The sequence below is a fragment of the Variovorax sp. 160MFSha2.1 genome (assembly GCF_048305075.1).
In the GTDB taxonomy this organism is placed as follows: domain Bacteria; phylum Pseudomonadota; class Gammaproteobacteria; order Burkholderiales; family Burkholderiaceae_C; genus Variovorax; species Variovorax guangxiensis.
Window position 1 is genome coordinate 510630 of record NZ_CP157625.1, and the last position, 20313, is coordinate 530942.

Annotated in this window: 18 protein-coding genes and 1 pseudogene; 8 read left to right on the forward strand and 11 right to left on the reverse strand. The window is 66.3% G+C overall.

Annotated elements, in window-relative coordinates; genetic code table 11:
• Positions 1–160 precede the first annotated feature (160 nt).
• Positions 161–1018: a lysostaphin resistance A-like protein gene (locus ABL838_RS33855; protein ID WP_418126120.1), complete on the forward strand. Its 858-nt coding sequence runs from the start codon at positions 161–163 to the stop codon at positions 1016–1018.
• Positions 1019–1363: 345 nt separating this feature from the next.
• Here ABL838_RS33855 and ABL838_RS33860 read toward each other — a convergent pair whose 3' ends face one another.
• Complete coding sequence (locus tag ABL838_RS33860) at positions 1364–1876, reverse strand: type II toxin-antitoxin system RelE/ParE family toxin (RefSeq protein WP_418126121.1); 513 nt, start codon at positions 1874–1876, stop codon at positions 1364–1366.
• A 216-nt stretch (positions 1877–2092) separates the two neighbouring features.
• On the opposite strand from ABL838_RS33860, the gene ABL838_RS33865 reads away from it, so the two are divergent.
• Complete coding sequence (locus tag ABL838_RS33865) at positions 2093–2503, forward strand: Imm70 family immunity protein (protein WP_184642472.1); 411 nt, start codon at positions 2093–2095, stop codon at positions 2501–2503.
• Between the two features lie 20 nt (positions 2504–2523).
• Here the strand turns inward: ABL838_RS33865 and ABL838_RS33870 are convergent, their stop codons facing one another.
• Entirely contained in the window at positions 2524–3432 is a 909-nt protein-coding gene (locus tag ABL838_RS33870) for a LysR family transcriptional regulator (RefSeq protein WP_418126122.1), read from the reverse strand.
• A gap of 97 nt (positions 3433–3529) precedes the next feature.
• Between ABL838_RS33870 and ABL838_RS33875 the strand changes: the two genes are divergently transcribed.
• Both ABL838_RS33875 and ABL838_RS33880 read left to right on the forward strand, forming a co-directional pair.
• The gene (locus ABL838_RS33875; RefSeq protein ID WP_418126123.1) at positions 3530–4417 is read left to right on the forward strand and encodes an aldo/keto reductase family oxidoreductase; all 888 of its coding nucleotides are present in this window, start codon (positions 3530–3532) and stop codon (positions 4415–4417) included.
• A 974-nt stretch (positions 4418–5391) separates the two neighbouring features.
• Positions 5392–6372, forward strand: coding sequence for a response regulator (locus tag ABL838_RS33880; RefSeq protein ID WP_418126124.1), 981 nt, complete (start codon positions 5392–5394; stop codon positions 6370–6372).
• On the opposite strand, the gene ABL838_RS33885 is transcribed toward ABL838_RS33880, so the two are convergent.
• Positions 6321–6620 carry a hypothetical protein gene (locus ABL838_RS33885; protein ID WP_418126125.1) on the reverse strand — a complete coding sequence of 100 codons (300 nt, stop codon included), beginning with the start codon at positions 6618–6620 and terminating at the stop codon, positions 6321–6323. The genes ABL838_RS33880 and ABL838_RS33885 overlap by 52 nt on opposite strands.
• 327 nt (positions 6621–6947) lie before the next feature.
• Here ABL838_RS33885 and ABL838_RS33890 point away from each other — a divergent pair, with 327 nt between their 5' ends.
• Positions 6948–7499, forward strand: coding sequence for a DUF6714 family protein (locus tag ABL838_RS33890; protein WP_184642469.1), 552 nt, complete (start codon positions 6948–6950; stop codon positions 7497–7499).
• 172 nt (positions 7500–7671) lie between these two features.
• On the opposite strand, the gene ABL838_RS33895 is transcribed toward ABL838_RS33890, so the two are convergent.
• On the reverse strand, positions 7672–7803 hold the full coding sequence (locus ABL838_RS33895) for a hypothetical protein (RefSeq protein ID WP_418126126.1): 132 nt from the start codon (positions 7801–7803) through the stop codon (positions 7672–7674).
• 199 nt (positions 7804–8002) lie between these two features.
• On the opposite strand from ABL838_RS33895, the gene ABL838_RS33900 reads away from it, so the two are divergent.
• Entirely contained in the window at positions 8003–8704 is a 702-nt protein-coding gene (locus ABL838_RS33900) for a DUF6088 family protein (protein ID WP_418126127.1), read from the forward strand.
• Positions 8701–9739 (forward strand): annotated as a pseudogene (locus ABL838_RS33905) (nucleotidyl transferase AbiEii/AbiGii toxin family protein). The gene ABL838_RS33900 and the pseudogene ABL838_RS33905 overlap by 4 nt, the downstream one beginning before the upstream one ends.
• 153 nt (positions 9740–9892) lie before the next feature.
• Here the strand turns inward: ABL838_RS33905 and ABL838_RS33910 are convergent.
• From ABL838_RS33910 to ABL838_RS33935, 6 genes are read right to left on the reverse strand one after another with little or no spacing between them, the layout of a single operon-like run.
• Positions 9893–12181, reverse strand: a complete 2289-nt coding sequence (locus ABL838_RS33910) for a molybdopterin-dependent oxidoreductase (protein WP_418126128.1) — start codon at positions 12179–12181, stop codon at positions 9893–9895.
• 9 nt (positions 12182–12190) lie between these two features.
• Entirely contained in the window at positions 12191–13168 is a 978-nt protein-coding gene (locus ABL838_RS33915; protein ID WP_418126129.1) for a Bug family tripartite tricarboxylate transporter substrate binding protein, read from the reverse strand.
• A gap of 45 nt (positions 13169–13213) precedes the next feature.
• On the reverse strand, positions 13214–14071 hold the full coding sequence (locus ABL838_RS33920) for a sulfurtransferase (RefSeq protein WP_418126130.1): 858 nt from the start codon (positions 14069–14071) through the stop codon (positions 13214–13216).
• Between the two features lie 52 nt (positions 14072–14123).
• Positions 14124–15116 carry a Bug family tripartite tricarboxylate transporter substrate binding protein gene (locus ABL838_RS33925; protein ID WP_418126131.1) on the reverse strand — a complete coding sequence of 331 codons (993 nt, stop codon included), beginning with the start codon at positions 15114–15116 and terminating at the stop codon, positions 14124–14126.
• 57 nt (positions 15117–15173) lie between these two features.
• Entirely contained in the window at positions 15174–16535 is a 1362-nt protein-coding gene (purB, locus tag ABL838_RS33930; protein WP_418126132.1) for an adenylosuccinate lyase, read from the reverse strand.
• A 15-nt stretch (positions 16536–16550) separates the two neighbouring features.
• Complete coding sequence (locus tag ABL838_RS33935; RefSeq protein WP_418126133.1) at positions 16551–18008, reverse strand: FAD-binding oxidoreductase; 1458 nt, start codon at positions 18006–18008, stop codon at positions 16551–16553.
• 157 nt (positions 18009–18165) lie between these two features.
• Between ABL838_RS33935 and ABL838_RS33940 the strand changes: the two genes are divergently transcribed.
• Entirely contained in the window at positions 18166–18912 is a 747-nt protein-coding gene (locus ABL838_RS33940; RefSeq protein WP_418126134.1) for an IclR family transcriptional regulator, read from the forward strand.
• A 13-nt stretch (positions 18913–18925) separates the two neighbouring features.
• Here ABL838_RS33940 and ABL838_RS33945 read toward each other — a convergent pair whose 3' ends face one another.
• Entirely contained in the window at positions 18926–20296 is a 1371-nt protein-coding gene (locus tag ABL838_RS33945) for an MmgE/PrpD family protein (RefSeq protein ID WP_418126135.1), read from the reverse strand.
• Between the last annotated feature and the right edge of the window lie 17 nt (positions 20297–20313).

Consider the following 20313-nt stretch of genomic DNA (forward strand, 5'->3'; position numbering starts at 1 on the left):
CCCGGCTGATGTAAGTCCTTGGGCCCGACACCTTTAACCGCCCGTCAGGCACCAGGCAAACCACTCTCCAATCGGCGGGGGCAGGGGAGGCAGGTTGAACCGTGCTGCGAGCGAGGTTCGTACGGCTGCCCGGCGGGGCCAGTTGTCGCGTGTCAGTGCCTTGAATGTTCAAGATTTTCTGCGCGTCGCTTCGGCAAGCTGGGAGGTCGATCAAGCCGCCTCGATCGATGTACGCAGCCACGGAAGTCGTTCGCCCTCAGGCGGAATCGGCGTGGAAGACATATGCTCCATCCCGATGGCCTCATCGTCTTCTCTACTCTTCGACTATCTCATTTCGATTCTGCCGCCGGGGCTGCTCGCGCTGACTCTGCTGCTGGCCATTCCGCGCACTTTGGTTGCGGCACGGCTTGGCGTCCACATCCTGTTTTTCATCTTCGCGCGAGATGCGATGAGCCCTGCAGGCTTCTGGCAGCTGGGTCCGGGCTCCATGCGGCTGGCAGCGCCGACGCCTGTGCTGTTCGCATTGGCGGGCATGTCGGCCGTGTTGTTCACGAGCGTGGCCTGGCTCGAGCACCTGACATGGTGGAGGGGCGTGCGTCCGGCGGCCTCGGTCCTGTATGGCGTACTTGGCGCGTTGGTCATCACTGGGGTGGCTGCCGCGTTGAAAACGGCCCTGGGTCTGTCCTCTCTGCCGAAGCCTGATCCGGCATTGCTCGGCCCGATCCTTGTCTTCGCACTGCTGGGTAATGCCTATGAGGAGTTGCTGTTCCGGGGCATGCTTCAGCAGCGACTGAGGCAGCACATGGCACCGATGCGTGCAGTCGTCGTGGCAGCCATACTCTTCAGCCTGTGCCATGTGTGGCTGGCGGTGATCGTCACGCGTGTGGGCCTGCCAGTGTTGGTCTTCACGTTGATCGAAGGGCTGGTCGCGGGCCTCGTGTACCAGCGTGCCGGACTGCCCGCTGCCGCGCTGACGCATGGCTTGGCAATCGCTGCACTCGCGAGTGGACTGTATTGAGCTTTTAAGGAAGATCTAAATGGGCGCCTCCCGGATCACAAACAGCTCATGGCGTGAAGAAGCAGGAGGCGGCAGGGCTGCAGTTTTATATCCGGCCTGTTGTGCAGGCTGATACGCCCGCTGGCCCTGATGGTTTTCGCTGACAAGGTTCCCATCTGAACATCGAGCTTGGTGCCCTCATTCCCTATCGGGGCGTCCTCGTCCCGGTCCGATCTGTCTGGCCCATCACACACGTGGTCGCTTGCTCTCCTTCAAACTTGTTGTTGCGTACGCTTTATCGTGACCGCACAGCCTGCCACGCCTCGGGCCGCCAGCCTTGTCCGCATGGGTTCAGACCAGATCGATTCAAAAGCAGCGGCACAGGGCCACGTAGCCACGGCTGCCCTTGCCGACGACCAATTCTCGCTTTCCGTCCCTCACGGGGCGGCCGATGAGGGGGCTGCGTGAAAGAATCTGGATGGCTTCGAGAATTTCCTGGACTCGAGCCGCCGCATCGACGATCTTGTGCCGTGCCAAATGGTCGATGAAGCGATCGATGTCATCCAGAGTTTCCGGCGCCAATTCGATGCGAATCATCAAACGCTCGACCCCCTGGCTTGCGTGCCGAGGGTCGCGCAACCTTCTTGCCGGCTGCACGTGCCTGGATGTAGGCCTTTGCATCGTCCCAGGCAAGCGATTCACCTGTGCGCTGCAAGGCAGCCCAGCGCCTGTCGGCGATCCCATGCAGTTCCTCGTCCATTTCACTGCGCGCGACCATGTCGGAAAGCGCGTCCAGAATGAACGCATGTGAAGACCTACCGACCGCGCTGCTGCAGCAGCAAAGCGGGCCTTCAGTTCATCTTCAAGGCGGATGGTCATCGTTGACATGCTGATTGACCTTCTGAGATGAGCGGCTGCAGCCGTGTAGCACACTTGTAGCACAGCGAGATTGTTGAGACGATGCGCGGCAACTGGACTTCGCGCGCGAGACCGGCAGTATCTGGGGCAGGAGACGCTTCACTCCCGGGCCATGCCACCCGTCGATAGCAGTCATACGGCGACGCACTGGGCGACGCCAGTTCACGAGGAGCTCTGATGGCGGTGGGAGTGACGGTCGGGTCAATCACGGACGAACTGGGTGCGCCGTCGTTCGTCCACTCGTTCTTCTCGACCGTCAGCGCGCACTGCGAACCCGATGGGTGGGGCAGTCGGTTCCCTCATCTGATGAAAGAACTCTACCAAGGCCGCCTGAAACATCGGAACGCCTTACTGGCACTTGGAGAACTGCGGCAGGCCAAAGCCGCATTGAGCAGCTTGCCTCCCTCGGCGGTGGTGTGGGAGATCGAGAATCGCCAGTCGAAGCCGCCTTGGGGAAACAACGTCGCGGCAGAAGTCACAAACCTCGGCAACTACTTCGTGTCAAGCGCAGGCCGCGACGTGTTCAGCATTCTCGAGGAAGCCCTTACGGCTTCGGCCGCGGAGCAACACGATGCCATTCTTCAGTGAGGTGAGTCGACTGTGATCGGTCAGTCCCTGTACCCGGCGGCTTTGACGAAATCAACGAAGGCCCGCAAAGGAGCGGGAACGAGGCGCCGCCCCGGGTAGTAGAGGAAAGGACCAGGAAAACTGGGCCACCAGGGCCGCAGCACCGGCTCCAGTGCACCGCTTTCGAAGATGGGGCGCAGCCAGTCCTCGAACAGGTAGACGATGCCGGTGCCTGCGACAGCCGCATCGACCGCAAGATCGGCTGCAGCGCCGATGCGCACGAGCAGCGGTCCCGAGGGCTCGACCCGCAATTTCTCCCCATCGCGCTCGAATTCCCACGGTGGCATCGCGCCGCTGGGGAACTGGCCGCGCAAGCAGGCGTGGTTCAGCAGGTCGCGCGGATGCTCTGGCTTGCCGTGCTGTGCGAGGTAGCGCGGCGCGGCGGCGGCCGCGAAGCGCTGGACGCGAGGGCCGATCGGCACAGCGATCATGTCGTTTTCCAGGCGCTCGTCGTAGCGGATGCCCGCGTCGCAGCCGGAGGCGAGCACGTCGACGAAGTCGTCTTCGGCAATCACCTCGAGCCTGATCTCGGGGTAGGCCGCAAGAAAGTGCGGCACGATCGCAGGCAGGACCAGCCGGGCCGCACTGATGGGGACGTTCAGGCGCAACGTGCCTGCCGGGCGATCGCGATAGCCGTTCACCACGTCGAGGGCCGCGTCGACCTCGGCCAAGGCCGGTTGCAGCCGCTCGATCAGCCGCGCGCCCGCTTCGGTGGGTGCAACGCTGCGCGTCGTGCGATTCAGCAGCCTGACGCCGACCTCGCGCTCCAGTCGGCGGACTGCGTCGCTCACTGCGGAGGCGCTGCTGCCGATTGCGCGCGCCCCGCCGCGAAAGCTGCTGGCTTTCGCGACCGCCAGAAACGCTTCCAAGTCCGAGACGTTGGCTCTCATTGTTCGCCCACCCGTACAACCTGTGCCGATTGTGACGGCTTATCAAGCAAGCAGGGTCGGCCTATCTTCCCGTCATCCCCTCCAACTGGAAACGAAGATGAAGACAGGAATTGAGAAATCTGGCTCTTACAAGCTCGGCAGCCGCAGCGTGCGCCGTCTCGGCTATGGCGCGATGCAGCTCGCCGGCCCAGGCGTGTTCGGTCCGCCCAAGGATCCGAAGGCCGCGCTGGCGGTGTTGCGCGAGGCGGTCGAAAGCGGCGTCAACCACATCGACACCGCCGACTTCTACGGGCCCCACATCACCAACCAACTGATCCGCGAAGCCCTGTCGCCTTACCGCGATGACCTCTTGATCGGCACCAAGATCGGTGCGCGTCGTGATGCTGACGGTGCGTGGCTGCCAGCGTCCTCGCCGCTGGAGCTGACCCAGGCCGTCCACGACAACTTGCGCAATCTGGGACGCGACGTGCTCGACGTGGTGAACTTTCGCTGCATGCTGAATGCGCACCACCCCGTCGAAGGCTCCATCGAGGAGGCCATGTCGACCTTGGCCGAACTTCAGCACCAGGGGCTCGTGCGCCACATCGGTGTGAGCAACGTGACGCCGGCGCAGGTCGCGCAGGCGCGACGGATCGCCGAGATCGTCTGCGTACAGAATCAGTTCAACCTGGCGCATCGCGCCGACGACGCGCTTGTCGATGGACTCCTGCGCGACGGCATTGCCTACGTTCCGTTCTTTCCGCTCGGGGGCTTCACCCGACTGCAGTCGGACACCCTCACGGGGATTGCCAGACAGCTCGGAGCTTCACCCATGCAGGTCGCGCTTGCGTGGCTGCTTCACCGTGCGCCCAACATCCTGTTGATCCCGGGGACGTCCTCGACAATCCACCTGCAAGAGAACTTGGCCGCGGGCGAACTGGTGTTGCCGGAGGATGCGCTGGGGGTCTTGGACGCCGTCGGGCAGCAGTCCGAGCTCGGCCACTGAAGGAGCAAAGCGGCCCCCAGCCAGAAGTGATTCAGTTGGCCCTGTGAGGGGAACGGACAAAAACTTGGACCGGTTTATGTCGCAAGTCCTAAGCTACCCGCTATTCGACGCTATTCGGTCGGGCTGATTAAGCCAAGGGAGGCCTTGACCCGCTTCTCACTGTACCGGCGGACATAGGCATCAGCGGCCTCGATGCGCCTTGCAATTCTTACCGTAAAACTGCGGGGGTGGGCGGCCTCGCATTGCGTTTGCGTCGGGCACGCCGATGGCCGTGGCTCACGCATGCGCAAGTATCAGAGCCTATTCGAAGCGAGGCTGAATCTCGGGCTTCAAGCGGCGCTCGCCCTTTCGCGCGCGAGACTGGTGCAAGTAGCGCTCGCTGAAGCGCTTGCTCAAAGTGCTAAGAACCGAGGTGTCGCTCCCCCCACAACCGGTTGCCAGGGTGCGAATTCCGACTTGATCGATGCCTTCCGCCAGAGAGGGCGCAGGGTTGATGATGGCCGCGTTAGGGCCTATCCTGCTTCCATGTCTGCTGAGGCGACCACGATCAACTTGCCTGAAGGATGGACCTGCTCGCTGGAGTTGAGGCGAGGGTTGGACGGGACGTTTGGAGGCCGGGCCGAGTTGCTGCAAGGGCATAGTGTCCGTTGTGTGCTGATGCTCACTCAACGCCCTACCAGGGACGCTGCGATTGAGCAATTCCAGCGCCGGATGGAGAGCTTCATCGCTGATCAGATGGTCAGACGCGGCGTGCACATGGGGCGCCCCTGAAAAAGCCCATACGAGAATGGCGAGGCTGTCGGCGCACCAAACCTGACCGCCGAAGATGGCATCAACCTGATGCCGCACAAGAACGTGCCTGCGTGGATTGCACGGATCAAGAGGCCCTTGGCTTCATTCCAATGGTGGCATTGCAGCTGCAATCTGAGACGCGGGACGCTGGCGGGCTGCCTCACGTGCCGGGAGCCGTGCGCATGCCGCTTCGGCCGTTGATGATGGATTTGATCCATCATCGGGTGCGCCCATATAAACCAAAGGTCGTCATTCCGCTCGAGGTCTGTGCCGATCCGAGTGGATGGGCCGATTTTTCCATGAATCTGAAATCACTCTGGCGCCAAGCCAATGACGACCACGGGGAGGGCGAGCTCGAGGCCCTGCCGCGGCAGGCGCCCGCGCAGGACCTGCTTTCCTGGTCGCGACGCTCTGTGGGCACGGCGGCCCCGCAACGGGTCGACACGATCGCCCTCATCGACGCCGATTTGCGTGCGCGCGAGGTGCTCGCCGACTGCCTTTCCAAGGCGGGCTACGAGGTGCTCAAGGGCAGCGGCGGCGCATCGCTGTCGTCGATCCTGTCTCGCCGCGTCGTCGACCTGATCGTGCTGGACGTTCTGCTGCCGGGCGAGGATGGCCTCTCGGTCTGCACGCGGCTGCGTGCCACGGGCGTGCGCACGCCGATCATCATCCTGAGTGCGCGGGCCGGGGACGCCGAGCGAATCAGGGGCCTGACGATGGGGGCCGACGACTATGTCGGCAAGCCTTTCAATCCTCAGGAGGTGCGTGCGCGCATCCAGGCGATCCTGCGGCGCAGCCCCCCGAAGGAGGTACCGGGCGGCCCGTCGATGGGCAACGAGGTCGTGCGCTTCGGGCCGTTCGAATTCAACCTGGGCACGCGCACGCTGCGCAAGGATGGCCAGGCCCTGGGGATCACGACGGATCAGATCGCGCTTTTGAAGGTGCTGGTTCGCCATGCAAGACAGCCGCTGTCGCGCGAAAAGCTCGCCAAGGTGGCGCGGGAGCGCGAGCTCGGTGTCTTCGAGCGCAGCCTGGACGTGCAGATCTCGCGACTGCGCAGGCATCTGCAGGACGGCGAGTTTTCCTATATCCAGACGGTCTGGGGCGTGGGCTACATGTTCGAGCCCAGCGGCCAAGGCGACGTGGTTCGCCTGCATCGCTGAGCGGCAAGGCGGCAGACCTCGGCCGGCTCACTGGGCACCTCCCCGACCTCGCGGGCAAACCAGCGGAAGATATTGGTCTGGCTTCGTCGTCCGTTGCTCGGCCGCACGAACAGAAAGCCGTGCTCGGCATTGCCCAGGGCATCGACCGGGATGCCGGCCTCCCGCAGGGCGGTGAGTTCCGCGCCAGCGCCGATGTCGAACGGCAGCTTCAAGGTTACGGTCGCGTTGTGGATGATCCGTTTGGGCATGCGCTGGTTTCCTCTGCGTGGGGGGAACAGTGGACTCGCAAAGCGCGGTGTCCGGAATACCGTGTTCATAGGAGGTTGCAGTTGCCGGTTGATCCGGGTCTCGCGCTGCTCGTGAACATGTCGACTGCTTGGAGGTGACAGATGTCTTCGGAGCGCGGATTCGCCGTCGCCCGGTGCCGGCGGGCATTGCATTCACCAAAGCGGGGGACGTCTGCGGCGTGCTGCTGGCCGTTGGCCCGGCGGGTGTCCTATATTTCCGCCTCACTTACCATTCCACGCGATCTGCCTTTGCAATCTGGTTCACGTCACACGCTGGGCCAAGGCGCCATGAAGAAATACCCCACCTCCTCGGACATCGAGAACATGCGGGATCGAGGTTTTGACCCCTCGGTTCTTGCCGAACAACTGGAGCTCGCGAAGCGGGGCGCGGTGCTGGAGCGCCTCGTGGGAGAGGTGCATCTGGCCTTCTCCGGCGTGACTCTGGGCTCCGGCGTGGGCCTGCTTGAAGCCAATGGGCGCGATGACTACGCAAACGATCAGAAGCTAGCGGCTTATCGCGAACAGGACGAGAAATTGGACTGGAACGTGATTCCCGTCGAACTCCTCAATCGGTACAGCAGCAGCCTCTCGTTCTTCGATGCTGAAGGGATGCGATTTCACCTCCCGGCATTCCTGATTGCCGACATGCACGGCCTGTACGCATTCGATCTCGTCTACAACCTCACTCAATCAACACTCACCGAGCAACAGTGCAAGCTGCTGACTGAACCGCAAAGAAGGGTCGTTCGCGGATACCTTCAGTTCGTGGAAGCGGAGGATGATCGTGGTTTCGAGCGTGCGCACATCCGCCGGGCGCTCGAGGGCTATTGGGCAGAATAGCTCGCAGTCGACACATCCCGTCGAGGTTCTCGTGGGTCACACAGACGGCATGGAGCGAAGACTTAAGCCCAGCCTTGGCGCGCCGCCTCGAGCTCCCGCGCTTGTGGATCTGTGCGAGATTGGCAGCGTCCAGGCGATCCCCGTCCGGGTGGGCGGCGAAGTAGGGCTCCAGTCAACTGTCCTCGGGCGTGAAGGCCATCGTCCAGGCGAGGTTCGGCGCCGTGACCACGCGGGCGCCGCCGTCATACAGATCGATGTGGAACAGACGAGCTCCGCGCGAAGCGCCCTTGCCATGGAACATCAAGGCGGGGAGTAAGCGGGGTTCCTCGGGATGTGGCGCAAGTGATATTGCGACATGGCTACAAATAGATCTCGATTCGGCTCACGCTACGCTTCTCGCTCGTTTGGATCGCAAAGGTGTCCGAAATATGTATATAAATTTCGGACAGATGCACTTGACTTTTGTCCGAAAAATGTATATATTTTTCGGACAGGAGCTGTTCATGTCCGACATTGCGACCCGTATCTCATCGCTGATCGACGCTTCCGGCCCCGGCCATGTCTGGGTTCCGTCCGATTTCGCGCAGCTTGGCTCCCGGGATGTCATCGACAAGACCTTGCAGCGCATGACCCAGCGCGACCAGCTCCGCCGCATTGACCGGGGGCTCTACGACAAGCCCGTCACAAACAGGCTTACCAAGCGCACGACCACCCCCGACTATCGGGCAATCATTGACGCGATTGCCCGCCGCGACAACCTGCGGATCCTGGTTGACGGCATGACGGCCGCGAACGATCTGGGCCTGACCGATGCCGTCCCAGCTCACGTCACCATCTATACCGACACCCGGCGCCGCTCCATCCAGCTCGACAAGCTGCTGATCGAGTTCAAGCTGTGCGCGCCAAGCCGGTTGTATTGGGCGGGCCGTCCGGCCATGCGCCTGGTGCAAGCCTTGCACTGGCTGAAGGACACGCTGCCTTCGGATAGCGACCATATCCGGCAAAAAATCGGCAGGCTTCTGACGGACAAGAAGCAAGGCGATGCCATTCGCGATGACCTGACGCAAGGATTTGGCGCGCTTCCAATCTGGATGCAAGACTATCTGCGCCCCGTCCTTGACCTCATGCCAGACGCGGCAAGCGTCAGCAAGCCAACGCCCGTCCAGAAGAAATCGCACAGCGACATACCGGCAGGCGTGAAATGAACGAGGCCTATCAGACCGTCATCACTGCTGGTGACGAAGAACGCCGCGATCTGTTTCTTGGCACGGCGGCTCGTCTTGGCACTGCCGTCCAAAACGTCGAGAAGGACTTCTGGGTCTGCTGGACGCTCGATGCGCTTTTCAATGGAATGGAGCCCGGTGGTCCGCGCCTTCTCTTTAAAGGCGGGACATCGCTCTCGAAAGCCTTCGGCCTGATTTCACGGTTCTCGGAGGACATCGACATCACGGTGTTCCGCGAAGACCTGCGTCAGTACGTAGACGTGGCGGAACTTGAGGCCATGAGCGGCAAGAAGCGCCGTGCGCGGCTCGATGAAATCCGTGATGCATGCCGGACCTACATCGACGGCCCCTTCTTCTCGCAGTTGCAGGCTCGTGCAGCAGCAAACATTCCGGATGGCCGTTTCAGGCTTGAGAGAGATCCCGATGATGCAGACGGGCAAAGTTTGCTCCTTTGGTATCCGGCAGTCACAGCGCGCGAAGGCGACTACATCCGATCGGCGGTCAAGATCGAAGCGGGCGCGAAATCTGCACTCGATCCGCATACCCCAGCGACGGTGCGTCCTTACGTCGATGACGACCTCCCTGATCAGGATCTGGACTGTCTCCAATGTCGTGACGGTGAAGCCGGAACGGACCTTCTGGGACAAGATCACGATCCTCCATGGTCTCTACCAATGGCATGAGCGCCGGGGTGTCTTGCGCCACGGCGGCCAGCGCATCTCGCGTCACTACTACGACGTGCATCGCCTGATGCAAACGGCGGATGCGTCGCAATGGCTGGCAGACAAAGCGCTAGCGGAAGATTGTGCGCGCCACGCGCGCCTTTTCTTCGGAAGTCCTGATCTGCGCCTTGAGACGGCCAAGGCGGGCAGCTTCACTCTGCTCCCTGCCCCCGCCATGATGGACGCCCTGCAACGGGACTACGACGCGATGACGGGGATGATTTTTGGACCGATCCCAACGTTAGATGAGGTGCTCGCCAGCGTGCGGAAAGCACAAGCTGCTGTCGATGCCTAGGCGGCCCCCGCTGGCTGTTTCCATGTTGATCGAGATGGTTGTGGAGAGACTGAGACCGGCCATGAGCCGAGCGATCGTGTGAGGGTGCGACGCGCGTCGAAGTAAGCTGGGCAGCGACGCGGGGTGCGGCAAACGGGGGACTGCATTCCCCGTTCAGAAGCGACCCGCGGGCACCGGGGGCTCGTAAGCCCGGATCGGCGGCAGCTCCTCGTCGAAGCGCTCGACCTGAACGGTGCTCAGCTGCCCCGCGCAGCCCTGTGCCAGCGAGGAGGTTCCGATGTCGCGCGTGAGCACGTTCGGATTGCCGTGCGCGCACATCGGCCTGTTGCTGGCGTCCAGCACGGGGTCGTACCACGCGCCGGTGGGCAGCTGCACCACGTCCTCGCGCATGTCCGCGCACAGGTGCGCGCTGGCCAGGCAGGCGCCGATCTCGTTGAAGAGGCGGACGATGTCGCCTTCGCGGATGCCGCGCGCGCTGGCAGCCTTCGGGTGCATGGTGCAGACCTCGCGCCCGTTGCGCTTGCTGGCCTGGCTGTGGGCGCCGAAGTCGAGTTGGCTGTGCAGCTTGGTGTGCGGCTGGTTGGCCACCAGCCACAGCGGATGCGCGGTGTCGGGCGCGAACTTCGGCGGCAGCCATGCCGGGTGGCCGGGGCAGTCCGCGTAGCCGAAGCCCGCCACGGTCGGCGAGCTGACCTGGATCTTGCCGCTGGGCGTGGCCAGCCGCGCGCCGTCCGGGTCGTTGCGGAAGGCGCGCAGGATGCCACCGTCGTCGTCGCGCTGCGGCAGCGTGATCTCGCCGCGCTGCCAGAAGCTCTGGAAGTCCGGCGCTTCCAGGCCCAGCGATTCGAGGCCCGTGCGCGTGCGCTCGTACAGGTGCGCGAGCCATTGGCGCGTATCGCGTCCCTCGCTGAAAGCTTCGAGTCCGCCCAGGCGCTTCGCCAGGTCGCAGAAGATGTCGTAGTCGTCGCGCGCGAGTCCGTGCGGCTCGCAGATGCGGTGCATGGCCACCATCAGCGGATCGGTGGGCGTGGCGCCGATGTCCTCGCGCTCCAGCGTCATCGTGCAGGGCAGCACGATGTCGGCGTGGCGGGCCGTGGCGGTCCACGCGATCTCGTGCACCACGAAGGTGTCGAGCGTGCGGAAGGCTTCGCTCAGGCGCCGCAGGTCCTGGTGGTGGTGGAAGGGGTTGCCGCCGGCCCAGTAGGCGAGCCGGATGTGCGGGTAGGTGTGGCGCCGGCCGTTGTAGTCGAAGGGCTGGCCGGGGTTCAGCAGCATGTCGCTGATGCGGGCCACCGGAATGAACGCCTTCACTGCGTTGTCGCCCTGCGGCAGCGCGGCCGTGGGCACGGCGTTGTTGCGCTTGCCGTAGTGCGCCAGGGTGCCCAGCGCGTAGTTGTAGCCGCCGCCGGGCAGGCCCGGTTGCCCGAGCGCGGCCGCCAGTACCGCGCCCATCCACACGGGCTGCTCGCCGTGCTCGGCGCGCTGTAGCGAATGCGAGACCACCACCAGCACGCGCTTGCCGGGCAGCTCGCGCGCCAGGGCCTTCAGCCGCGCCGCCGGAAGTCCGCAGATGGGCGCGGCCCACTCGCAGCTCTTCGCAACGCCGTCGCTTCGCCCCATGAGGTAATCCTCGAAGCTGTCCCAGCCGTCGCAGCAGCGCGCGATGAACTCGCGGTCATGCGCGCCATCGCTGACGATCTGGTGCACCAGCGCGAGCATCAGCGCGGTGTCGGTGCCGGGAACGGCTGGCAGCCATTCGAAGGCGGCTTCCTCGGGGAGGTCGCTCTTCAGCGGGCTGATGCTGACGAAGCGGCAGCCGCGCGCGGCTGCCGCGCGCATCGAATCGCGCTCGACGTGCCGGCTGATGCCGCCTGAGGCCACGCGCGAGTTCTTGAGCGCCATGCCGCCGAACGCAAGCACCACGTCGGTGTGCTCGACGATCTGCTCCCAGGTCACGTTGCGCCGCGCCACTTCCTCCATCGTGCCGATGACGTGCGGCAGCATCGGGCCCGAGGCGCCGGCGCTGTAACTGTTGACCGAGCGCACGTAGCCGCCGAGCGTGGTGTTCAGGAAGCGATGGACCTGGCTCTGCGCGTGATGGAAGCGCCCCGCGCTCGACCAGCCGTAGGAGCCGCCGAAGATGGCCTCGCAGCCGTGCTCGCGTTGCACGCGCCGCAGTTCCGTTGCGAGCCGGTCCAGCACCTCGTCCCAGGCCATGGGGACGAAGCCGTCCTCGCCGCGCCGCGCATCGGGGCCCGGTCCGCGTTCGAGCCAGCCGCGGCGCACCATGGGCGTGGTGACGCGGGCGCGGTGGTGGATGGCGGTTGTGAAGTTCTCGATCAGCGGATTCGGGTCCGGGTCGCCGGGATGCGGGCGGACGACGAGTGCGCCGTCTTTCCAGCCGGCGGAGAAGACGCCCCAGTGGGCGCTGTGCGGGCGCATGGCGTTGTGCTACTCCACCTTGAGGTTGCCGCGCTCGACGCCGCGCTTGTAGTTGGCGATGTCCTTCAGCACGAAGTCCTTGAAGGCGGCGCCGGTGCGCGTCGCTTCCTGGGCGCCGTCCGCGCGGTACACGCGCAGTACCTCGGGCGCCTGCATGGCCTGCTTCACGGACTGGGTGATCTTGTCGATGACGGGCTTGGGCGTGCCCTTGGGCGCGGCCAGGCCGTACCACTGCGTCATCACCACGTCGATGCCTGACTCCTTGAGCGTGGGCACGTCGGGCATGCTGGGGATCCGCTTCTCGCTGCTGACCGCCAGCAGCCTCAGCTTGCCGCTGCTGATCTGTCCCATCAGCGGGGTGTAGGGCGCGAAGAAGCTGTCGACCAGCCCGCCCATGAGGTCGGTCATGACCGGGCCCGATCCCTTGTAGGGGATGTGGAGCACGTCGAGGTTGCCCTGCTGCTTGACCATTTCCATCACGATCTGCGCCGCCCCGCCCGCGCCGGTGGAGGCGTAGGTGAGCTTGCCGCCCTTGGCCGCGGCGACGTAGTCCTTGATGGTCCTGATCTTCGAGTCGCCGCTGACCACCAGCCCGTAGGGTGTCTCCACCAGCTGGCTGATGAAGACGAAGTCGTCAGGCACCTTGTAGGGCAGGTTGGGGCGTATCGCGGGCGCGCTGCCGACGTTGCCGCTCATCGCCAGCAGCAGGGTGTAGCCGTCGGGCTTGGCCTGCGTCATCAGTTCGGCCGCGATGTTGCCGCCAGCGCCCGGCTTGTTGTCGACCACGACGGGCTTGCCGATGTGCTTGCCCAGTTCGTTGGCGATGGTGCGGCCGTAGAGGTCGCCGCCGCCGCCAGGAGGAAAGCCGATCAGCAGCCGGATCGGCTGCTCCGGGTAGCCGGCGGCCGTGGCCATCGTTGCAGCGCCTGCCAGGCAGGCCGCGGCCACCATGCGGACGCAGCGCCCGATCGAAGAAGTTCTTTGCACGGAGTGTCTCCAGTCTGTTCTTGTGATCTCGTGATGGGGCGCGGTTCAGGCCGCGCCGGTCGCGATGGGCGCGCCCGGCTGGGCACTCCATTCGCTCCAGGAGCCGGGGTACAGCGCCGCGCCCTGCAGCCCGGCGACTTCCATCGCCAGCAGGTTGTGGCAGGCCGTCACGCCCGAGCCGCACTGGTTGATCAGCTGCGCGGCGGGGCGGCCGCCGGTGATGGCGTCGAACTCGCTGCGCAGCCGGGCCGGGGCCTTGAAGCGGCCGTCCGGCCCCAGGTTGTCCCTGAAGAGCCGGTTGCGCGCGCCGGGGATGTGGCCGCCCACCGGGTCCATCGTTTCGTTCTCGCCGCGGAAGCGGTCGGGCGCGCGGGCGTCGAGCACCAGCCGCTCGGCACCGTCGATGTTGGCCCGGACATCTGCGTAGGACACCGTGGCGACCAGCGGGGCCTTCAGGCTGAAGCTGCCCTCGGGTCGCTGCGCGGGCCTGTCAGTGCTGAGCGTGTGGCCGGTGGCCTTCCAGGCGGCGATGCCGCCATCGAGCACCGCGACCTGCCGGTGCCCTGCCCAGCGCAGCATCCACCACGGGCGCGCGGCGTACATGCCGCCGGCGTTGTCGTAGGCCACCACCTGTGCGTCGGCGTTCAGGCCCATCGCGGCCATGGTCCTGGCGAAGACTTCGCGCGAGGGCAGGGGGTGGCGGCCGTTGCGGCCGGTCTTGGCGGCGGACAGCGCGTGTTCCAGGTGCAGGTAGAAGGCGCCGGGAATGTGGCCTGCGTCGTAGGCGCGCTGGCCCGCCTGCAGGTCGGTGAGTTCGAAGCTGCAGTCGAGCAGCAGCAGCGCGGGGTCGTGCTTCCGTGCGGCGGCGAGCTGGTCCGGGGAAATCAGGGTATCGAAGATCATGGATCGGGAAGAGTCGAGGAAAGGAGGGAAGGAAGGAGCCTGCGCGCCTCGCCTAGGGCGAGATCTCCTTGAGCAGGGCCGGCGTGGCGGCGCCCTTGTAGCGCGCGATGTCTTCCTGGATGAACTTGCCGAAGCGGTCCATCGGGAGGTTGTGCTCGGTGGCCGCGTCGCGGCGGATCGCGTCGCGCACTTCCGCCGTGGCGAGCGCGCGGCCCAGGTGGTCGGCCAGGTACTTCACCACCGGCGCGGGCGTGCCGGCCGGCGCCACCAGCCCGTACCACTGGGTCACGGGAACGTTCACGCCCAGTTCTTTGAAGGTAGGCACGTCGGGAATGGCCGGGTTGCGCGCGTTGCCCGTGATGGCGAGCAGGCGCAGCTGCCCCTGGCGAACCTGCCCCACCAGCGGCGAGGCGGTCGCGAAGAAGCAGTCGACCTGGCCGCCCAGCATGTCGGTGATGGCGGGGCCCGAGCCCCGGTAGGGCACGTGGAGCATCTCGATGCCGGCTTCCTTCTTGACCATCTCCATGCCGATGTGCGCGGCCGCGCCGGCACCGGTGGAGGCGAAGCTGAGCTTCTGCGTGCGGGCCGCGTCGAGCAGCTCGCGTGCCGTCCTGAAGCGCGAGTTGTGGGCCACGAACAGGCCGTGCGGCGCCTCCAGGATCAGCCCGACGGGCGTGAAGTCGTCGGGCACCTTGTAGGGGATGGCCTGCGGCCTCAGCGCGGGTGCCACCGCCAGGTTGCCACTCATCGCGAGCAGCAGGGTGTAGCCGTCGGGCTTCGCCTTGGCCACCGCGTCGGCGGCGATGTTGCCGCCGGCGCCTGCGCGGTTGTCGACGATCACCGGCTGGCCCAGCGTCTTGCCGAGCGCGTTGGCGATCAAGCGGCCGTACAGGTCGCCGCCCCCGCCGGGAGGAAAGCCCACCACCAGCCTGACGGGCTGTTCGGGATAGGCGGCGAATGCCGGCATGGCCGCCAGGCTCAGCAGGCCGGCCAGGGCCAGCGCCATGCGGCGGCGGCGCATGGTTGCGCTTGCGAAGGTTGTCATGGACTGTCTCCGTTTTGCTCTTGTGGGGCGCCGCTTTGCGGTTCGGGCTCGGCGGGCTCAGGCCTGCAGCCAGGCCTTCTGCTGCTCGACGACGCGGTCGACGCTTGCGCCGCACTGGCCTAGGTACTGCAGCGGATCGGTGAGGTCGCGGATCTCGGCGTCGCTCAGCAGCTTGGAGAGGCCCGGGTGCCCGCGCATGGCGTCGGCGAAATCGAGCCTCGAGGTGATGCCGTGCATGGAGGCTTCGTAGATCCACTCGTGCGCGGTCTGCTTGCCCACGCGCTCCGACAGTTCGAGCATGACGCGCTCGGACAGGAGGTAGCCGCGCATCCGGTCGAGGTTGGCGGCCATCGCGTCGGCGTTGACCTTGAGGCCCGCCAGCAGGTTCTTCGCCTGGAACAGCATGGCGCCGGCGATCATGCAGCACTCCGGCAGCGCCTTCCATTCCATCTTCCAGGCGATGCCGTCGCGCTCGCTCTCCTGCACCATGCCCTCGACCATCATCGCGGCGTTGTAGCGCAGCGGGCGCGAGAGCCCCGCCAGGTTCTCGGCCGACGTCGGGTTGCGCTTGTGCGGCATGGTCGAGGAGCCCAGCTTGCCGTCGGAGAAGCCTTCTTCCACCTCGCCGAATTCGTTGCGCTGCATGTTGAAGAGCTCGTTGCCAATCTTCGAGAGCGTGGCGCCGAGCATGGCCAGCAGGTTGGCGTATTCGGTGAAGCGGTCGCGCGCCGGTGCCCAGCTGATGGCGGGTGTGCCCAGGCCCAGCTTGTCGAGCATGAGGCGCTCCAGCTGTTCGGCTTTCGGGCCCAGCGACGCCTGGCTGCCCACGGCGCCGGCCAGCATGCCCACCAGCACGCGCGGCGCCGCCTGCGCCAGCCGCTCGTGGTGGCGGCCCAGCTCGTCGAGCCAGACAGCGCACTTGTGGCCGAAAGTGATCGGCAGCGCCTGCACGCCGTGCGTGCGCCCGGCCATCGCGACGTCGCGGTGGGTGGTCGCCAGGCGCGCGAGTTCGCGGCCGACCGCCTTGATGTCGCGCAGCGCCACCGCGTGGAACTCCTTGAGCTGCAACGCCACGCCGGTGTCCACCACGTCCTGGGTGGTGGCGCCGTAATGCACCCACTCGCCGTTCTCCTTCGAGCAGCGCGACTGCAGCTGCTTGAGCGCGGGCACCAGCGAGTGCTTGATGCGGCGGATCTCGGCCGACATCGCGCCGAGGTCGATGTTCTCCACCTGCGCCTGCATCATGATCTCCTTCGCGGCCGCCGGCGGGATGATGCCCAGCTCGGCCTGGGCCGCGGCCAGCGCGGCTTCGAAGTCGAGCCACTTCTGCACGCGGTTCTCCTCGCCGAAGATGGTGCGCAGCTCGTCGGTGCCCCACAGGTGCTGGAGCGATTGCATGTCGAATACGGAAACGGGCATGGGGGTCCTGAAGTACTAGATGGAAGAGCGGCGCGGGGCGTCGACGGAAAGGGGCAGCACGCGCCCCGGGTTGAATGTGTTCGCCGGGTCGAGCGCCTGCTTGATGCGCGCCATCAGCTCCAGCGCGACCGGCTGCTTGTATTGAAGGAAGGCCTGCTGCTTGAGGCGGCCGATGCCGTGCTCGGCGGAGATCGAGCCCTGCATGCGCGCCGTGACCGCGTGCACCACTTCGTGCACGGCTTCCTCGCGGGCACGGAACTCCGCGTCCTGCATGCCGTGGGGCTTGCTCTGGTTGTAGTGCAGGTTGCCGTCGCCCACGTGGCCGAAGCAGACCACGCGGATGCCAGGCAGAAGGCTCTGCAGCGCGGCACCGGCTTCGGCGATGAACTCGGGAATGCGCGACACGGCCACGGAGATGTCGTGCTTGATCGAAGGGCCCTCCAGCCGCTGGGCCTCGGGCACGTGCTCGCGCAGGGACCACAGGGCGTGGGCCTGCTGCTCGGATGCGGCGAGCACCGCGTCGAGCACGAGACCTTGCTCCATCGCTTCGGCCAGCGCCTCTTCCACCGCGGGCGTGGGATCGAGCAGGGCCGATGCCTCGGAAACGTCGAACAGCACGGCCCATGCGTGGCTGCCCGCCAGCGGGTCGCGCATGCCGGGCGTGCCGTGGGCGAGCACCTGGGCCAGCGCCTCGCGGCCGATCAGCTCGAAGGCCGTGACCCGTTCGCCGACGGCGCCGCCCAGCCGGGCCAGCAGCGCGACGGCAGCCTCGGGATCGCGCACGGCCACCCAGCCGGTGACCGTCTTGCCCGGCTGCGCATGCAGCTTGAAAGTGGCGGCCGTCACGATGCCGAGCGTGCCTTCGCCGCCGATGAACAGCTGCTTCAGGTCGTAGCCGGTGTTGTCCTTGCGCAGTGCGCCCAGCGCGTCGAGCACGCGCCCGTCGGCCAGCACGACTTCGACGCCGAGGGTCAGGTCGCGCGTGTTGCCGTAGCGCAGCACCTGTTCGCCGCCCGCGTTGGTCGAGATCACGCCGCCGATGGTGGCGCTGCCTTCGGACGCCAGCGAAAGCGGAAAGAGCCGGCCGGCGGCGGCAGCGGCTTCCTGTGCCGCGAGCACGGTGCAGCCGGCTTCCAGCGTCAGGCTGTTGTCCAGCGGGTCCGCGCGGCGCACGCGGGTCATGCGGTCCAGGCTCAGCACGATCTCGCGGCGCGAGGCGTCCGGCGTGGAGCCGCCCACCAGCCCCGTGTTGCCGCCCTGGGGCACCACGGGAACGCCGCGCGCCGTACATGCCGCGACCACGCGCGATACCTCTTCGGTGCTCGCCGGCCTCACGACGGCGCGCGCGGCGCCCGGGTAGTTGCGCCGCCAGTCGCTGACATAGCGCGCCGTGTCGGCGTCGTCCGTGAGCACATAGGCCGCGCCGGTGATGGCGCGGAGCTCTTCGACGAATGGGTCGGCTGGTTTCGACATGGAATGCGCGGTCTTGCGATGGCTGCGCCGCTGGGGCGGCGGGTTGTTTCGTTGTTTGTGTTTATTTCAATCAATAAAATAAACTTCAATGAATGAAACTTTATGATCGCAGGCGGCAACTGTCAACCCGGATAATCCGCAGCCCGGAGCGCCCACCATGAAAAACCAAGAAACCGATACCGCAGCGTCCGTCGGACCCAAGCCTCCCGCCGGCGTGCTGGAGCGGGGCATTTCGATCCTCGAGTGCTTTCGCGAAGACCGGCTGCGCATGTCGTTGCGCGAGCTGGCGGAATGCACCGGCCTGGACAAGGCCACGCTGCTGCGGCTGCTGGGCGTGCTCACGCGGGCCCGGATGATTCATCGCTTCGACAGCGGCAGCTATGCGCCCGGTCCGGCGCTGCTGCACATGGGCATGCTCTACCGCAGCACCTTCGACCTCGGCACGCGGCTGCAGCCTGTGCTGCACGAGGTGATGCGGCAGACCGGCGAGACCGTGGCTTTCTACATCCGCAGCGGCGAGGAGCGCGTGTGCCTCTACCGCGAGAACACGGCCAAGGAGGTGCGGCATCACGTCGAGGTGGGAACGCGCATTGCGCTTTCCGCCGGCGGTTCCTCGGCCCACATCCTCCTGGCTTTCACTGGCGGTGCGACCGAGCACCAGGCCGAGATCGACGAGAAGGGCTATGCGATGACGCGCGCCGAGCGCGTCGCCGAGATGGCGTCCGTCGCGCTGCCGGTGTTCGATGGCGATGGAACCTTCCTCGGCGCGATGGTGGTCATCGGCCTCGCGTCGCGCCACAGCGTGGCGGCCCAGCGCAAGGCGGCCGAGATCGTGCGGCACGAGCTGGCGCTGCAGGGCTTTTCCAGCAAGGCACCGAGCGGCTGGAGTCCGGTGCCGGCCTGACGCTGGGGCGCGGTCAGCGGCCGAAGAGTTCGGGCGACGGCAGGCAGGGGTCGTCGTCCCGTGTTGCGTCGGCGAATGCGGCGCACCAGCGGGAGAGGCTGTCGGCCTGCGCATCGGTCATGGCCGGTGCGAACGCGCGCATGCGTGCCTGCAGCTGAGGCCAGTCGAAGGGGTCTTCGGGGTCGCCCCGGCGCAGTTCGCGCAATGCTTCGAAGCTGCGCCCGTCCTTCATCATGATGGTCACGCGCGCGGGGCGCTTCTGCGGAAAGGCCTGCTGGAAGCCGTCGTGCGTGGACACGCGCACTCGCTCGGCCAGCGCGAGCAGGGCGGGCGAGTGCAGGTCGGGGGCTTCCATGTCCTCGATGCCGAGCCGTCCCTTCGACAGGAGCGTGGCGACCACGTAGCGCAGGCTGAAGGGCGTCTCCGCCGCCTTGGACGGCCAGTGCACGCCCGCGATCTTCAGCGCGTGCGGGAAGATGACCACGTCCACCGATTCGATCTCCTGCGGCGCGGGGCGGTGCCTGTCCATGATCTCGCGCGTGGCGTCCAGCGGCGTGAACAGCTGTGCGCAGCAGGGCCAGGCCTTGATGGTGGCGCTGTTCAGCCGCTCGGGGGCGTCGAGCTCGCCGTCGAGCGCGGCCAGCGGGCCGTCGCCGGCGAGCAGCGCGTAGAGGCCGCGCCGGCCGGTGACGAAGGCGCGCGCCCCAGGAAAGCCCGCCTGCGCGGCCCACGCGGCCGTCATGCCGTTGCGCACTGCGAAGGCCGGGTGCAGCGATTTGGATTCGTGCGCTTCGTCGTCCACCAGCTGCCACAGGCCGGCGGACTGCGTTGCCGCGATCCCCATCGCGTGATGCAGTTGCGCCTGCGGCAAGCCCAGCGCAACCGCGCTCGCTGCCGCCGCGCCCACGCAGCCGGCGGTGGCGGTGGCGTGGAAGCCGGCGGCGTGGCGGGTGCCCAGCGCTTCGCCCACGCGCAGCGCCACTTCGTAGCCGGCAATGATCGCGTCGGCCACGCGCCGCATCGGCATCGCCTGCACCGCGGCCAGCGCCATCACCGGCGAGATCGCGACCACGCCCGGGTGCAGCATCGCGGCCCGGTGCGCGTCGTCGATCTCGCGCAGGTGGGCGATGCCGGCATTGGCAAAGCCAGCGGCCAGCGGCTGCATCGAGGCCCCGCCGAAGACCGGGGCCGTGCCTTGCCCCGGCATGCTGGCCGCGGCAAGCTGCCGCAGCGCGGTGGCGCCGGCCATGCCGATCGCGGACCAGCCGGCGGTGAACCAGTCGAGCATGGCCTGTGCCAGGCGGTCTCGCGTGGCTTGGGCAAGGGGGCGGTCCTGCATGGCCACGAGGTGGGCTGCCAGGACCGATTCCGGATCGCGGGTCATATAATTTATTTCGTTCA